General features: G+C 53.3%; 13 protein-coding genes. 3 read left to right on the plus strand and 10 right to left on the minus strand.

What is annotated here, in order from left to right:
* Positions 1 to 93: 93 nt before the first annotated feature.
* On the minus strand, positions 94 to 690 hold the full coding sequence (locus N6G83_RS34575; RefSeq protein WP_211135777.1) for a histidine phosphatase family protein: 597 nt from the start codon (positions 688 to 690) through the stop codon (positions 94 to 96).
* A 224-nt stretch (positions 691 to 914) separates the two neighbouring features.
* Here N6G83_RS34575 and N6G83_RS34580 point away from each other — a divergent pair, with 224 nt between their 5' ends.
* On the plus strand, positions 915 to 1,322 hold the full coding sequence (locus N6G83_RS34580; RefSeq protein WP_211135776.1) for a cupin domain-containing protein: 408 nt from the start codon (positions 915 to 917) through the stop codon (positions 1,320 to 1,322).
* An 800-nt stretch (positions 1,323 to 2,122) separates the two neighbouring features.
* Here N6G83_RS34580 and N6G83_RS34585 read toward each other — a convergent pair.
* The 5 genes from N6G83_RS34585 to N6G83_RS34605 all read right to left on the minus strand — a co-directional run bounded on the left by N6G83_RS34585 (position 2,123) and on the right by N6G83_RS34605 (position 7,459).
* Positions 2,123 to 2,644, minus strand: a complete 522-nt coding sequence (locus N6G83_RS34585; RefSeq protein ID WP_211135775.1) for a chromate transporter — start codon at positions 2,642 to 2,644, stop codon at positions 2,123 to 2,125.
* Positions 2,641 to 3,210, minus strand: a complete 570-nt coding sequence (locus tag N6G83_RS34590) for a chromate transporter (RefSeq protein WP_074031052.1) — start codon at positions 3,208 to 3,210, stop codon at positions 2,641 to 2,643. The genes N6G83_RS34585 and N6G83_RS34590 overlap by 4 nt, the downstream gene beginning before the upstream one ends.
* Positions 3,211 to 3,323: 113 nt before the next feature.
* A complete protein-coding gene (licT, locus tag N6G83_RS34595) occupies positions 3,324 to 4,163 on the minus strand; it encodes a BglG family transcription antiterminator LicT (protein WP_024530963.1) in 840 nt (279 codons plus the stop codon).
* A gap of 12 nt (positions 4,164 to 4,175) precedes the next feature.
* Positions 4,176 to 5,591 (minus strand): glycoside hydrolase family 1 protein, encoded by a 1,416-nt coding sequence (locus tag N6G83_RS34600; RefSeq protein ID WP_211135774.1) that lies wholly within the window; start codon positions 5,589 to 5,591, stop codon positions 4,176 to 4,178.
* Positions 5,588 to 7,459 (minus strand): beta-glucoside-specific PTS transporter subunit IIABC, encoded by a 1,872-nt coding sequence (locus N6G83_RS34605; protein WP_074031048.1) that lies wholly within the window; start codon positions 7,457 to 7,459, stop codon positions 5,588 to 5,590. Before N6G83_RS34605 ends, N6G83_RS34600 begins: the two co-directional genes overlap by 4 nt.
* A gap of 374 nt (positions 7,460 to 7,833) precedes the next feature.
* Between N6G83_RS34605 and N6G83_RS34610 the strand changes: the two genes are divergently transcribed.
* Entirely contained in the window at positions 7,834 to 8,673 is an 840-nt protein-coding gene (locus N6G83_RS34610) for a PfkB family carbohydrate kinase (protein WP_211135773.1), read from the plus strand.
* Positions 8,674 to 8,876: 203 nt separating this feature from the next.
* Here N6G83_RS34610 and N6G83_RS34615 read toward each other — a convergent pair whose 3' ends face one another.
* The 4 genes from N6G83_RS34615 to N6G83_RS34630 all read right to left on the minus strand — a co-directional run bounded on the left by N6G83_RS34615 (position 8,877) and on the right by N6G83_RS34630 (position 14,079).
* Entirely contained in the window at positions 8,877 to 9,587 is a 711-nt protein-coding gene (locus N6G83_RS34615) for a flagellar brake protein (protein WP_024530967.1), read from the minus strand.
* Between the two features lie 72 nt (positions 9,588 to 9,659).
* Entirely contained in the window at positions 9,660 to 10,442 is a 783-nt protein-coding gene (locus N6G83_RS34620; protein WP_024530968.1) for an N-formylglutamate amidohydrolase, read from the minus strand.
* A 148-nt stretch (positions 10,443 to 10,590) separates the two neighbouring features.
* Entirely contained in the window at positions 10,591 to 12,291 is a 1,701-nt protein-coding gene (locus tag N6G83_RS34625) for a lysophospholipid acyltransferase family protein (RefSeq protein WP_024530969.1), read from the minus strand.
* Positions 12,292 to 12,417: 126 nt separating this feature from the next.
* Complete coding sequence (locus N6G83_RS34630) at positions 12,418 to 14,079, minus strand: DUF4091 domain-containing protein (protein ID WP_211135772.1); 1,662 nt, start codon at positions 14,077 to 14,079, stop codon at positions 12,418 to 12,420.
* A gap of 462 nt (positions 14,080 to 14,541) precedes the next feature.
* Between N6G83_RS34630 and N6G83_RS34635 the strand changes: the two genes are divergently transcribed.
* Entirely contained in the window at positions 14,542 to 15,795 is a 1,254-nt protein-coding gene (locus N6G83_RS34635; protein WP_074031042.1) for an ABC transporter substrate-binding protein, read from the plus strand.
* Positions 15,796 to 15,861: the final 66 nt, after the last annotated feature.

Below are 15,861 nucleotides of genomic sequence, written 5' to 3' on the forward strand. Positions count from 1 at the left end.
CGAAAAAATCAAAGGGGTAATGTTTCTGAATGGATAGGGGCGCCGTACCACGCCCCTAGTGACTCCGACGACTGTATTTCTGCACTGATATTGTCACTTCATTCCGGTTGGACAAGTATCCGCGACATTGTTAAGCCCTTCGGTTTGATGTTCGAAGCGGATCTTGTTGGCGGGCGCGTCATGGTCAATCGTCAGAACATAGATACTGTCAAAATCACTGCCCGGCCATTTGGCCGCCTGTTGGGGATCGCCCCCTTCTGCGGTGATAATGTTTTTTACCACCTGCACCAAGTTGTGATGTTCCCAAGAGACATACACCACGGCATTGCGCAAACGATCGTCCAGCAGAGCCGTCTGCAAATCAGCAATGTCATCGGCGTGATACTGGATATTCACCGGCAGTGAGAGCCTAATGGCCGTTGGGGTAATGGTGGTCAATGCCCGCATGGAGCTGCCCAGCTTATTTTTCTTGGGGCCTGCGGCATAAATGGCTTCGGGTTTACCGAAGCGGGAGATTAAGACCTCCGGCAGTGCCAAGGCGCGGTTAAAGCCTTTGCAGGTCAACTGACCACTGTTGTTGTCTGGCTTCTCGCCGTGGCGAACGAAAACCAGGGTTTGCTCACTCCAGGCGGCCCCTGCCACGCTGGACAACAGTAGCGCCAATACGCCATTTTTAAACGCTTGCTTCATGGTTCTTTCCACCCGTATTTGTCCTTAAGAGCACCGCCAGCCAAGACCGCATACTTGCAGGACATTGTCATGACTAATGAATTATTTGCATAGGTGTATGCATATTTAGCTACCTTATCATTGAATCGGCCTTGTAATACACTTCCTCCTGTCGGCCATAAGCACATCGGCCACCCTTTTTGATTGCTTCCTGAAAGTAGGCGTAATTTGACGGCGGAGATGAAATGAACGAGAAATTTGACGGTAACGGTATTTTCCCCAAAGGGCCAAAAAATGACGCCTATGCGCAATATTTCACCGGCACCAGCTACCTGAACATGTTGACCACCGAAGGGGTAGCCATTGGCAATGTGGTGTTTGAACCAGGCTGTCGGAATAACTGGCATATCCACCATCAGGGCGGCCAGATCCTACTGGTGACCGGCGGGCGCGGCTGGTATCAGGAGTGGAATGAACCGGCTCGCCAACTTACCGCCGGGGACGTGGTCAATATCCCGGCAGGAACCAAACACTGGCACGGTGCAGCCCAGGATAGCTGGTTTGCGCATATTGCCGTGGCGGTCCCGGCCGAGGGCTCCTCCAATGAGTGGTTGGAACCGGTATCCGACGAGGATTACCGTCAACTGCCATGATAAAAAAGCCACCTGCCAAAACGGGTGGCTTGAGATTAATAACCTCAGGCGCAGCCTGCAGCGCCTCTACGTGCTGAACCGGTTACAGCTTACTACTTCGGGTAGAAATAGTTCACTACACAAAAAACCAATTTCGCCACTACATAACAGCACGAGAGAGAAACCAGTAAGTGAGAAATATTGGCTGGTGCAGCATACCAACCCAACGACCACACGCAGGCCCCTTTTAATAAAGCTGCAGCCAGATAAAAGCTAACCAAAGAGGCAAGTATACGTACAATTGCTTTCATGAAATTTGTCCAGTCAGACATAACCGGTATACATTCATTTAAAAGGTTTATGTTAGTTGACTACCATGAGCATGAACTGCCAGCGTTAGAACCGCAGTTATTTCCGGCACTGCCGCTTCTACCGCCATTTCCGTTGCCTCTCCCGTTACTTCCCTCGTTGAGGCATCCACTGTTATCGGAACGGTCACCGCCATTATTTCCTCGACCGTCAGATATCTGCCCCAACATTTCAAGCCCTAACAGTCCCATAGAAAACCCCTTGTTATTGATAATATAACAGAGTACAGCGAGTTGATTATCACCTCATCATCATAAAATTATCAATATAAAACAAAAGCGGGATTTTTAATTTTAGAGTTTAATCACAAAAACATTGTGAATTATTATCCTTGTGGTTTACTTAAATAATTTAGTTAATTTAATTACGTCACCGATTAATTAAGATAATTATAATGACATATATCGCTACGTAGGAGCGCAGCATGCGGCTCCCTTCAGAACGTTAAGGCGTCACCCAATCACTAATCCCAGCGCTGCCCCGCCCGCCAGGATCCATAATGGATGAATACGTTTATTCATACTCAGCAGCGTCGCTAACACAATTAATATTGCTAACCGCTCATTGGTCGCTGAAGCCTGGGCAATCAGCACGCCGCTGGCGGCAACCAGCCCGACCGTCACCGGCACCAGCCCAACCTGAACGATACGCCTCCAGGGTTTATCTTTAAAACGCCGCCATGCTCCCATCACCAAAATGGTAACGATGGACGACGGCCCAAACTTGGCCACAGAGGAAACTAACAGCCCGGCCCAACCCGCGACATGCCAACCAATCAGCGGCACGATCATCATATTCGGCCCCGGAGCCGCCTGCGCCATGGCAAACAACGCGCTGAATTCCTGGGCGCTCATCCATTGATGCACCTCCACCACCTGGCGCTGCATTTCCGGCAGAATGGTAAAGCCGCCACCGAACGCCATCAGCGAAAGCTCGGTAAAAATGATCGCCAATGAGATTAACACCGCCATCATGAAGGTTTCCTCCAGGCAAGCAGAATACTGAGCGGGGCCAACAACAGCATGGTTGGCAGCAATGGCAGACGCAGCCAGGCAATCGCCACCAAAGCAATGGCAACAATCGCTAATGGCAACCATTTCCCCCACAGTGGCAACAGCATTTTCAATGCGGTAGAGAGCAGCAAACCTGCCGCCGCTGCGGCTAACCCAGCGAACACATGTTGCACATGGACATCGTTTTGGTAGCGGGCATAAATCACGCCCAGGCCGACCACAATCGCCGTTGGGGCGCAGATCAACCCGAGCAAGGCACATAGCGCACCACGCAATCCGCGAAACTCCATCCCCACCGCTACGGAAAGGTTAATGACGTTGCCACCCGGCAGGAACTGGCACAATCCCAGCAGTTCGGTGAACTGTTCAGCGGTTAACCAGCGGCGTTGTTCTACCAACATGCTGCGCGCCAGCGGGAGTACCCCGCCAAAGCCGATCAGGCCAAGCATCAGAAAACCGGTAAACAGTTGAGTATTGCTTGGTGGTTTTGCAACTTCATGGCCCTGTAGCGCATTAGAATCCGACATAGCGTTTCCCACATTATCTCAGTTGTTATCTGGCATAATGCACGCGGCCAAGCCATGATGTCTAATGCATTTCAGAGCCATTATCGCTACGGTGAACGCGCTGCAGACCGAGCTTAATCGTCCCGATCGACAATCCGCGTCAGGTGGATGACCAAGTACAGCAGCTCGTCGTTGGACATCTCCATTTCCAACAGATTTTTCACATAGTCACGGATCACCAGTGCGCAACGATAGGCATCGGGATACTCTTTCGTCGCCTGCAAGAACAGGAAATCGTCTTTCGACTTCACCTGTTTGTTATCGATCATTCGTTGAATGAAAAACTGCATATGCAGCAGGAAACGTGAGTAGTTGAGTGAATCCGTGGCGATATCGATGCGAAAATGGTATTTGATGATGTTGAAGATATCCTTCAGCATCTTCACCGCCAGCAGCGTGTGCTCCATACTCTGTACGTCGGTCTGGCCATTGACCAGGTGAAAGGCAATGTTCCCCGCTTCCGCCTCCGGCAACAGGATATTCAAACGCTGGTTGATCTGCGCCAGCGCCTGTAATGCCACGGCAAACTCCTGCGGATAAAAGCGTTTTACCTCATGCAACAGTCGGTTCTGAATGATGATGCCTTTACGGCAGCGCTCAATTGCAAAGCTGAGATGATCCACCAGGGTGAAAAAGATCTGTTCGTTGACCCGGCCACCAAGCTGGCTGTTGGCCAGCCTGAGGATCATTTGCACCAGCTCAATGTGCTGTTCCGGCGTGGCCTCTATCAGGCGTAGATGGTCGTGGCCGGTTTGACCGTTCTGCACCACATAGACTTTTTCTATGCTGGCCGAGGCCAGCACATCCCCTACTTTGCTGTTAAACCCGATGCCCTTGCCCATCACGATAACTTCGCGGTTATCGCTGTCGGTAGACAGCACCAGGCTGTTATTGAGCACCTTGACGACTTTCATCATTAAACTGTGTTATCCACGTTGTTGGCCGTTCGAGGCAATCAGGCGCTGATACCAGGCGAAACTGTTCTTCTTGATACGCCGCAGATCGTGCAGATCCAGTTCACCGCGGTTGACATAGATAAAACCGTAGCGCTTGGCGTAACCCTGATGCGTGCTGACCAGATCGATCGCCGCCCACGGGCAGTAACCCAGCAGATCGACACCATCATTAATCGCCAACTGCATTTGTTCGATATGCGCACGCATGAAATCGATGCGGTAATCATCATTGATGATATCCCCAGACAATAGCTGGTCCGGCGCGCCGATGCCATTCTCAGTAATTAAAATCGGCAGATGATAGCGTTCATAAACCTTGCGCAGCGTCAGCCGCAGGCCCACGGGGTCGATCACCCAACCATAGCGCGTTTTGTCGACATACGGGTTTTCCGCTGCCCGATACACGCCCGGCTCACCCAGCATGATTTGCTGGTCCCCCGCACGAGCAGTGATATCCGAGGCATCCCCACGGCTGGCGGCGATGGTGGCGGTGGAATAGTAGTTAATCGCTACATAATCCGGCTTTCCTTGCAGCAGTAACTCCGCGTCTCCGTCTTCAATCACTGGGGCAAGGCCGCGATCCTGCAAATATCGCCAGGCCAACGCATTGTATCGGCCATGTACCGCAACATCCAGAAAGCTCCAGCAGCGCAGTGTTTCCCAGTTGTGGGCGGCGATGGCATCCAACGGATGGCAGGTTTCCTGATACATGGAAGTGGTATTGATCGCCGGGCCGATTTTCCCCTTGGGACAGCGCTGATGGCATAAAACCATGACCCGCGCCTGCGCCACCAGCATATGGTGGCTCTGTTGATAAAGTACCGGCTTGGTAGGCAGTTCGCCGCCCTTTGGTACCCCGATGGCACCAGGGTGCAGGATCATGGTGTTCTGCTCGTTGATGGTCAGCCAATATTTGACCTTATCGCCAAAGGCAGTGAACAGCACGTCCGCATACTCGACAAAGGCATCGATGGTCTGCCGATTGCTCCAACCGCCCTGTTGTTCCAGCACATAGGGCAGATCGAAATGGTAGAGCGTGACCACAGGTTCAATGCCGTGCTTGAGCAGTTCATCGATCAGGTCACGATAAAACGCCAGGCCAGGCTGATTCACCTCGCCCGTGCCGTTGGGCAAAATGCGCGTCCAGGCAACGGAGAAACGGTACGCCTTCAGCCCTAATTCGGCGAACAGCTTAACGTCTTCACGGAAGCGGTGGTAATGATCGCTGGCCACCTTAAAATCTGCCGTCTCGGCGGGATGATCGAGCATATCGACAATGGAAGGACTTTTGCCGTCTTCGTCCCATGCCCCCTCAACCTGATAAGCCGAGGTTGAGGCCCCCCACAGGAAGCCAGGCGGAAAATCGTTCAGCTGGTGGTAAATCATACATTTTTTTCCTTGGTATTCAGCGCGACAATTTGCTCACCAAAGTTCACCGGGCCAGGCTGTCGGCAGCTCAGGTGCGGATACTGCTCGCTGTTGACCACCAGCACCGGGGTGATAATGTCGTAACCCAGCGCGGTAATGGCGGCAATATCAAAGCGCACCAGCTCATCACCGTTTTTCACCCGATCGCCCACCTGCAGTTGAGAGCTGAAATGCTCACCGTTGAGATTGACGGTATCGATGCCGATATGCATCAGCACTTCCATGCCGTTATCGGCCTTAATGCCCACGGCATGCTTCGAAGGCAGGAAGGTCACGATTTCCCCGTCCACTGGAGCACGCAGCACACCTTGCTCAGGTACAATTGCCACGCCCTTGCCCAACAGCCCTTGCGAAAATACGTCGTCATTCACCTGTTCCAGCGCCACCAGTTGACCAGCCAACGGGCTTAACAGCATCGCATTGCTCTCGGAAGGAGCGCTATCTGTTGCTGCCGCCTCTTCATCTTCATCAACCGGATCCTCAAAGCCCAGGATCCAGGTCAAGGCAAAGGTCACGACAATGGCGATAACGCAGGTGATGAGGGCGTGCACGATATTCATCGGGTTTTCGCCGATAAAGGCCGGTAAGGCCGCCAACCCTGGCGAAACAAAGGCATAACGCACCAAACCGCTTACACCCGCGTAGACACCGGCACAGCCGCCGCCGATCATGGCTGCGATCAACGGTTTACGCAGTTTCAGCGTGACGCCGTATAGTGAAGGCTCGGTGATCCCCAGCAGCGCGGTGAAACCGGCGGATGAGGCTAACTGACGCAGATTTTTATTCTTGGTACGGAACGCGACACACAGGGTTGCCGCGCCCTGGGCGATGTTGGAAGCCAACATGCCGGGGCCATTAATCATCTCAAAGCCGTTTTTACTCAACTGGCCGGTAGCGATAGGCGTCATCGCCCACGCGGTGCCGGTGATCACCAGGAACGGTTGCAGCCCGCCCATTAGCATCGGGATCAGCCAACTGGCCTTGCCATCGATAATCGCCGCGCCGCTGGCCACCAGATCGTTGAGGAAAATACCGAACGGCCCTACCGCCACCAAGGCTAGCGGCGTGGTAACCAGCAGGATGATCATCGGTTTGGTGAAGAATTTAATCATGGTCGGCGAGACTTTCTCGGCAAAGCGCTCGATGTAAGACATCAGCCACACCGTGAAGATGATCGGCAGCACCGAGCCAGCATAATCGGCCAACCGCACCGGGATGCCAATAAAATCGATTGGTGAACCGGCGGCCAGCATCTGGGCAAGATTGGGATGCAACAAGGCTCCCGCGATGGTCATGGCCAGAATAGGGTTACACTCAAACTTGATCGATGCCCCATAGGCCAGCAGCACCGGCAGGAAAAAGAAGGCAGCATCGGCGATGGTATCCAGCAGATGGTAAGTTGGGCTGGCCGCGCTGATCGCCCCAGTTAACTTGAGGATCGCCAGCAGCGCCTTGATCATCCCCGCACCGGTAATAGCCGGGATCACCGGCGTAAAGGTGGTCGAAATCACGCTGATAATCTGCGTAAAGACACCGCCCTTGGCCTTGTTCTTCGGCTGCCCGCCCGGTTTGCCCAGCGGTTGGCCAATCGCTTTTTGCAACGCGCGGAAAGTCTGCTGCACGTTGTTGCCCACCACAATCTGGAACTGGCCACCGCGCTCGACCACGCTGATCACGCCGGGCAAAGCTTCTATCGCTTTCGCATCGACCCGACTATCGTCGTTAAACTCCATCCGCAGACGGGTAGCGCAGTGCGTCAGCTTGCTGACGTTAGCCTTTCCCCCGACCAGTGCCAATATGTCCAAGCCCAACTTGTTATAATCCATAGGTTTTCCCCGGCAAAAAAAAGCAAAAAAAAAGACCAAAATGAAAATGCTCCCCTTCGGTAGAAGAAGTGCATTTCTATTTTGGTCTTGCCTGCTTGCGCAGTAACACGCCATCATAAAAATGATTGAGTAGCTGATTACGCTACGGCGCAAGTAATACCGCGGACGCGATCTCCAGGCAACCGGCAACGGTAAGCTTTGTGATTCGCATCACGATTAGTCGCAGGAAAAATCGCAAGCGATCCGACGAAAAATCATCAAACTCACCCGCGACCTACTGTAGCCATGCCCTTCAATAGGTTAAACTTCTCTACCTCGGCGAGTTACCTCTGCCGACCGTTGCGCTTGAATAACAATGAACCAAGGAAGTCCACATGCAACAAGGCTCTAAACTGCGGCCACCACCCATTGATGTGATCACCATTCAGTCGCAGGTGGTCTACGGTAGCGTGGGGAATGGCATTGCCTACCGCACGTTGTTGAAGAAGAACCTGGAGGTGTTGCAGGTACCGAGCGTGTTGTTTGGTTGCCCGCCCTATTACGGCGCGCCGCACGGGGGAGCGATCTCCAGCGAATGGTTCAGCGGTTTTCTGGAAGATCTGATTGCCCGTGAAGTCGTGTGCCGCGCGCGGGCCATCATTATCGGTTATCTGGGTGACGTGGCACAGTGCCATATTCTGGCAGACTGGCTGCCGCGGGTGATTGCCCTCAATCCGGGCATCAAGATCTATATCGATCCGGTGATGGGAGACTACGGCGAAGGGGTTTACGTCGATAAACGTCTGGTTGAACGTTATCGCTCGCCGTACCTCAATCTGGCCCATGGCCTTACGCCGAACGGTTTCGAGCTGGAGCAGCTTTGCGGCATGGCGCTAAGCACGCGCGAGCAAACCGAGCAGGCTGCACGGGCGCTGCTCAAAGGCAATACGGAGTGGGTACTGGTCACCAGCGCACCTGGCGTGGCAAACGGCGATCAGGAAGTTGGCCTGTTGCTGGTCACCGCTGAAGCGGCGCAAAGCTTCACCCATGCCAAAATCGATTCGCCGGTGAAAGGGACGGGTGACATGTTCACTGCGCTGTTAATTGCCCATTTGCTGCAGGGGGAACCTTTCAGCAAGGCAGTGCCGACTGCGATCCATGAGGTATGTGCGGTATTGGAAGATGCGGCGCATCACGGCTGGCAGGAGATCGGCCACCTGCGGGCACTGAAGTGATGTGATGCCCCTCATCCTAACCCTCTCCCACAGGGAGAGGGGACCGATCGAGTAAAGCTGAAAGTAGAGTTATTCACCTTGAACACCGACTGGCTCAACTTGCTTGCAAGGGCGAGCATGGTTGCTGAAATTACCTCTTTACTTCCAAATTAGCAGGGGCTATCAGCTCCCTTTCCCTGTGGGAGAGGATTGGGATGAGGGAGTCAACGTTTTTTCTTCTTGTTGAAATCCAATTCAAAAGCAAATACCGCGCTTTGAATTTTGCGCTCGGTCAGCATCCCCATCTTGAGAAAACGACAGGACAGACGCGAGAAATGATGCTTTTCGTCTTCATCAATAACATGATCTTCATTCACGGCAATCAGTTCCATATTGACCTTAAACTTGCCGTAATCCCCTAAATCCAGCTGCGCCTTATTGAACACCAGCCCCGGCTGCATATAGCCAGGCACCGGGCCGTCGATACGCAGGCCAACACCGCCCGGCGAAAGATCGTGAATACGCAGTTGATACGGGGTGCCATCGCTGTGTTCCCCGTTACAGAAAAATTCACGCCAATAAGGCGTGGTAATGCGTAACTGGCGGCGGCGTTGGATATAAACCAGCTGCTTCGGCAGACGGGCCTCATAAACCGGCGTATCGTTATGCTCGGTCAGTTGCACCTGTTCGACAAAGAATTCAATTTTTGCATCGTGGCTTTCAATCACAATATTGAATATCCCTTCGGGGATCTGCTCTGGGGCATCGCAATTAAAAACAATGTTATCAGCGCCAACGCTTAATAATTGGCCGTTGAATTCATGCTGTTCATTAGCGACACGCAATGGCGTTCTTTGCTTATAGATGTCGCGCAAAATTGCCAGCACCTCAAAACGCTCCTGCTTGATAAACAGTCCGTTATCAATATGTTCCACCCGTCACTCCCAGCATTGTCCATCGACGCTAACGCTTTCCTTACACAATCATCACCGTCATCAATACTAAAGTCAAATTTCCCAGCGTTGCCATAATAATGGCAGTAGTCGGGAAAAACGGGCTGCCCATGCTGCCTGCCCTGCACGATCCCCGATTAAATCCTGGCGAATTTCGATGCCAACATAAGGTAATTCATGGCGTTCCGCATGTACCGGCAGCGTGTAGTCGGTTGCATCGGTCATCGCATATGGCTCATTGATACCGACCTGTAAGTCCCCTTCTGCACGCAGCAACTCCGCCAACAACAGGGCAAATTGTGGATGGCGGTTAAACAGCAGCCCAACCTGCCACGGCCGTGAATCGCCTTTAAACACCGGTGTAAAGCTGTGCATGGCGATCACCGCGCAGGGTTGATTACTGGCACGGCGAGCTGCCAGCGTATGATTGATGGCCTGGTGATAAGGCTGAAAAATTTCCTGTTCACGGGCGCCCGCTTCGGCCGCGCTGATCCCTTGGTTGCCAGGTATTGGCGTAACTTCCGATAACGGTGGGATCGAACTGGCAATACCCGGCGTACGGTTACAGTCGATCACCAAACGCGAGTAGTGCTGATGGATTAATGTCGCATCCAACTGTTGGGCCAGCAGGCGGGAAACCGCCAGCGCACCGATATCCCAACCGATATGCCGATCGATATCGCCGCTGGCCAAGCCAAGATCGCCAAGACGTTTTGGGATGGCCTGCCCCGCATGATCGCACAGCAGCAAGAAAGGAGAAGTCGCCTGTGGTAGCTCAACGCTGACGGCCGCAGGCTCATCCGCAGACAACAAGGTTGGTGTATAGGGGTGATACATAGGACACTCCGGCGAAAGAAACCGCTAATTCTAGGCGATCCTTTCACCGGCTACCAATTTCCCATGGGAGGATTTGGCGCGGCCGCACGATCCGTCAAAACGGAGCCGTTGTGTCATGGCCCATTGATTTTATGAATGAGCCGCCGATCTAAAGATGAGCGGCAATATAGCGTTGATAGCGGGTAGGCTTCAGCCGCGTCAGATCGACCAACACTAAACCATCGATACAGTGGTTAAACGCCGGATCGGTACCGAAGTCGATAAACTGCACACCGCCGGGCTCACACAGCTCGGTGTATTGCTTGTACAAGGTCGGGATCGAACAGCCGAGGTTACTCAACAGGCTTTTCAGGCGCAGCAAATCTTGCTGATAATCATCACCGGCGAACTGGGCCAATACCTGCGGCAAAGAGGCCGGATAAGGCTGTCGTGACTGAGCCATAGCATGGTCTGGAGAAAAATAGAGGCGATAGAAAGCAATCAGCAAATCGCGAGCGGCAACCGGCATACCACCTGAAATCGACACCGGGCCAAACAGGTAACGATACTGCGGATATTTGGCCAGATAGGCACCGATGCCGAGCCACAGGTAATCCAGACCGCGCTTCCCCCAATAGGCCGGTTGAATAAAGCTGCGGCCCAACTCAATCCCTTGTTCAAGGATCGGTGTCATATCGCGATCGTAATGGAACAGGCTGTTGCTGTAGATGCCTTCCAGTCCCTTGCTGGCCAACTGCGGTGCCGTAGGAATAAAGCGATAGGCACCGACAATCTCCAGTTCCTCCTCATCCCACAGCACCAGGTGATAATAATCGTCGTCATAGCTGTCTAAATCACGCCGCCGCCCCGAACCTTCCCCCACGGCACGGAAAGCGATCTCCCGCAGGCGACCAAGCTCCCGCAGGATCGGTGCTCTGGCCTCCCCCTGGCGGCGATAAAGGAAAATGGTTTTTCCATCCGGCGTAACACCCAGACGCTCGCAGGCAGCCAACGCTTTTTTCAACTCGAGGCGATCTTCCGCCAAAGCGATGGCCGATTCGCTGGTAAACAGCCCCGGCTTCCCCTGACCAAGCCGATAAACATGGCGGCGGAAACGTTCGGCAAGATCGCGTGCTTGAGTATGGCCATCGTGCCAATGGGCAAATGGAATGCGCCCGCCGATGCGGATTTTGATCCGTCCGCCCCGCTGTTTGAACATCTCACGCACCAACAGCAAGGTGGATAACGGGCGATAAATCAGCGAGGTCAAATAGAACAGGCCGCTGTTTCGAGCGCTGATATGGATGGGAACGATCGGCGCCCGCGCCTTGGCGGCCAGCCGCAGAAATCCGGTATGCCAGTGACCATCGCGTATCCCTTTGGGACTCATGCGGGATACTTCCCCCGCCGGGAACAGGATCAGTACACCCTGATTATCCAGCTGAGCTTGCATGGCTGCAATCTGCTGGCGGTTGGTACGGTTACCCAGGTTATCAACCGGCACAAACAGATTGCGTAAGGGTTCGATACAGCTCAGCAACTGGTTAGCCACTACCTTGACGTCTGGCCGAACCGCCGCCACCGTCCGCAGCAGTACCAAACCGTCCAGCGAACCAATGGGATGGTTGGCAACCAACACCACCGGGCCTTGGCTGGGGATGTTTTCCAGATCCCCATCCACCAGTTCACAGCTCAAATTAAAGTAATCCACCACCTGCTCGATCAGATCCAACCCTTTCAGGTGCGGATAGTCGGCGGCAAACTGTTTGAATTCTTTTTCACGCAGTAAGGTTCTTAGCAGGCTACGCTGCCAGGCTGAGGGAGAACGCTGTGGGAAGACATCTTGCAGCAGGCTATCCAAAGTAAACATCGGGTCATCTCCTGGCCTAGTCGCTGCAAACTTAAGCCAGCGTGATGACCTGAACATGACCGTTTGATGACGAAAAGATGAAATCAGGTGCCAGGGGCGAACATGCTCGCCCCTCTACCCTCTAGTTTACAGAGCTGCTTCAATACAGGCGTTGACCTGTTCCCGCAGCCGCAGTATGGCAGAAGCCTGGTGAGGGTAACGTTTGAAAGTGATGCGCATCCCCAGTTCCTGATCGATCAACTGCTCCACCGTGGCACGATCGGTCAGGCGCTCCAGCAGCTGCAATGCCCGCAGATCCTGTAACCCCTGATGGAACACTCGCAAACGCAGCGATTCTATCGGCATGAAATTCGGCCCCGGATAAACCACAAAAGGATCGCCAGAGGGGAAGGCGTTGCCGCTGTCGGTGACCGCATAGGGATTCAGTTTCTCCCGGGAATGACTGCTGTTATAGAAGTTGTAGCCCCAGTGGAGGAAGCCGCTGATGTTATAGAGGTAAAGCTGGATACCCAGAATGCGGTTGCGTGCCGAAGGCTGAGCAAAGAAGCGATTGGCCACCTCGGTTCTTTGCACGCAGCAGTAATAAGCCCAGAGCTGCGGGGTTTGATGCTCGAGGAACGGCTCGATATGATCGGTGGCGACTACCGGAGTTTCTACCAGCCCACGCTGATAGAAGTCAAAATCGGAGAGCGCATCGAAAGTGCGGAACCCGTCCAGCAAGGGCCGCAGTGAATCGCTGGCACGTTGGTAGGCGGCGATATCTTCCAGTTTAGGTTCATCCGAAATGTGAAACCACACCTGCCGTTGCAGATCCCGCACCCGGAACCAGCCGGTTAATGCTGGCATCAATGCCTGCAGAAACTGCTGATATTCGCTGCCGTGGGCATCGGTATGCCAACCAAACAGCAGTTGGGTTTCCCCCGCAACCTCAACCATAATTTTGGGCGCATGCGCCGCGCCCCATTGGGTAAACAGGTGGGCAATTTCGAAGTGTTCGATCCCCTCCTCCTGCGCCAATGCTACCCACTGCGCCAACCGTTCAAAATCAAATTGGTAACCTGCAGCGGTGCGTTTTACCCCAACCAACTGCACGGTGGTGCGTTCGCCGCCGATAGCAGTATCCAGCGGCGGCGTAAAGATTGGCGTTAGCAGCATATTCACGCCGTTTGCCACCGCGTTACGCACCAGGTTGCGCACCGCCTGCCAGTACTGCGGGCTGAACACCGCAATCTGATAATAGTCCGCCAGACAGTCGGTATGTAACCATTCGGTATGGAGAAGCCTCTGTTTTGGCAACGCGGCAGGTACCACATGCAGCGTCATGCTGGCTGCGGCCAACTCTTCCCCCGTCTCTTGATCGAACAGCCGCAGCGTTAGCGGATAGTCACCACCGGCAATACCCTGCGCTGGCGGCGTAAAAGTCAGCCACAGGCTGGCGTAATAACGGCAGGCGGCAAAAAAACGCCGATCCTGAATGGGCATTAGCGGGTCGGGAAATAGGCCTGGCTCGGTCGTCAGATAGTTCTCATCAGCCTCGGCATAGCAGGGAAAATGGCTGGGCACCGACTGCACATGACGCACGCTGATATCATCAGCCAATTCCCCCTCAAGTTGATAACGTAATTCCCGACGGGTTTCATTATCCTCGCGGTACAGACAATACACGCCTTGCCATGAGAGGCTTTCATTATTCAGACAACTGAATTGGTTTTGCTGTTCTACCTGCGGTGCGGCTTGGCGATGGAATATCTTCTCCAGGCAATGGGTAAATAGTAGCGTGAGACGCATAATAGCTGCCCTGTTTTATTTTACGGTGGGATTGAATTAATTTCAGGCTAGCGCGTTTTTTCGCCACAGGCAATATAGGCCAACAAAAAAAGCCAGCAAACGCCCTCTCACCCGGCAAAAAAATAATTTTTTTGTTTATTTGCATCACAAAAATGAAAGATGCCGCGGCCTGCACAATAAAAACGTTTTTAATCCCCATTATGGTGCAAGGGTTATCAGTTAATCCTATGACCCCAGCAAGCCATAACTGCCGCCCGACAACGGATTTTCGCCCTTCGACATTAACAATTCATCAACAAAAAAGGCTTTCGGTTGTTGGCTTTGACCTTTCGTTGTTAACAACAGTGAAAGATACACGCCCCATTTTTGGGCAAAATGGCCGCATTGACACATTGAAAGTTAAGGGATAGAAAGAAATCACGTTCACCAAAAAATGTATTCGCCGACACCGAGGGTAAAGCAATGTCACCTAGAAAAAACGCCGGACGTTTTCTGTTGCATTCCGCTGTTGCAGCCGCTTTATTGTTGCCGACCATGTTATATGCCGCCGACCAGATAACGTTACGTTATGCGGTTTGGGATCGAAACCAATTACCGGCCGAACAGGAAATTGCCAAGCGATTTGAGCAGGCTAACCCGAATATTAAAGTGGAAATAGAATTAACCCCCGCTGCACAATACTTTGTTAAATTAGACTCCGCCGCCGCCGGTGGTGTCGCACCGGATATATTCTGGATTAATATGCCCTATTTTGTGCAATATGCCAAAAATGGCATTATGCAACCGCTGGGTAATTATTTAAAAGACGGCACGGTCAATCTGGATAATATCGTTGCCAGCTCCGTTAAGGCTTATCAATACGACGGCCAGCAGATGGCCATCCCGCGCGATGTTGACTCCATCGCCGTGTGGTACAACAAAAAACTGTTCGATCAGGCTGGCGTAAGCTATCCCACCAGCGACTGGACCTGGGATGACATGAAGAAAAAGGCTGCCGAATTGCAAACCGGCCTGAAGGGCAGCGCCTTCCCGCTGGTGATGGATCTCAGCATCGACGGCCAGGACAGCTATATGAACCTGCTGTTCCAGAAAGGCAATCATATCGTGCCAAAAAATGGCCAACCCACTGATATCGCCAACGACAACGCCATCTGGGTCTACCAGCAGTTACAAGGGATGATGAAAGACGGCCTGATGCCGACCGCCCAGCAGATGAGCGAAGTGAAGACCGAGAACATCTTCCAGTCCAACCGCGCCGCCATGGTATATGCCGGTTCCTGGTTGGCCGCTCCGTTCGCCAACAATCCGCTGATCAATGAGCACATCGGCGTGGTGATGATGCCGAAAATCGAGCGCCAGTCTGGCGTGGCCCACAGCCTGGCCTATGCCATGTCCGCCAAGAGCGACCACAAGCAGGAAGCCTGGAAGTACATCGAGTTTATGAGCAGCGAAGCCTCACAGGCCACCCTGGCGAAGGTGGTGATCCCGGCCAACAAGGTCGCGGCTAAAGCCTGGGCGGAGGAAGTCAAAAAGGTTGACGTCACTCCGTACATCCAAACGCTGGAAGTGACCGAGGCCTATCCAACCGCAGGCACCAACACGCCGAAGTGGCAAAACATGTGGATCGGCAGCCTGAAGAAAATCTTTATGGGCGCGGATGCCCGTACGGAAATGGATAAATCGGTCAAGAAGATCGAACGCATCATGGAGCAGTAATTCCCCCCGCTACGGCCTACCTGCCCGAAGGCTGGCCGTAGCGGAAACACTGAGCAGTCAAAGGTG

It is taken from the genome of Serratia sp. PL7 (assembly GCF_945957435.1).

Coding starts and splice junctions, on each gene's coding strand:
- N6G83_RS34630 (WP_211135772.1), bottom strand. CDS start 14,079: ATGCGTCTCACGCTACTATTTACCCATTGCCTGGAGAAGATATTCCAT.
- N6G83_RS34610 (WP_211135773.1), top strand. CDS start 7,834: ATGCAACAAGGCTCTAAACTGCGGCCACCACCCATTGATGTGATCACC.
- licT (WP_024530963.1), bottom strand. CDS start 4,163: ATGAAAGTCGTCAAGGTGCTCAATAACAGCCTGGTGCTGTCTACCGAC.
- N6G83_RS34620 (WP_024530968.1), bottom strand. CDS start 10,442: ATGTATCACCCCTATACACCAACCTTGTTGTCTGCGGATGAGCCTGCG.
- N6G83_RS34625 (WP_024530969.1), bottom strand. CDS start 12,291: ATGTTTACTTTGGATAGCCTGCTGCAAGATGTCTTCCCACAGCGTTCT.
- N6G83_RS34585 (WP_211135775.1), bottom strand. CDS start 2,644: ATGATGGCGGTGTTAATCTCATTGGCGATCATTTTTACCGAGCTTTCG.
- N6G83_RS34575 (WP_211135777.1), bottom strand. CDS start 690: ATGAAGCAAGCGTTTAAAAATGGCGTATTGGCGCTACTGTTGTCCAGC.
- N6G83_RS34635 (WP_074031042.1), top strand. CDS start 14,542: ATGTCACCTAGAAAAAACGCCGGACGTTTTCTGTTGCATTCCGCTGTT.
- N6G83_RS34600 (WP_211135774.1), bottom strand. CDS start 5,591: ATGATTTACCACCAGCTGAACGATTTTCCGCCTGGCTTCCTGTGGGGG.
- N6G83_RS34580 (WP_211135776.1), top strand. CDS start 915: ATGAACGAGAAATTTGACGGTAACGGTATTTTCCCCAAAGGGCCAAAA.
- N6G83_RS34590 (WP_074031052.1), bottom strand. CDS start 3,210: ATGTCGGATTCTAATGCGCTACAGGGCCATGAAGTTGCAAAACCACCA.
- N6G83_RS34605 (WP_074031048.1), bottom strand. CDS start 7,459: ATGGATTATAACAAGTTGGGCTTGGACATATTGGCACTGGTCGGGGGA.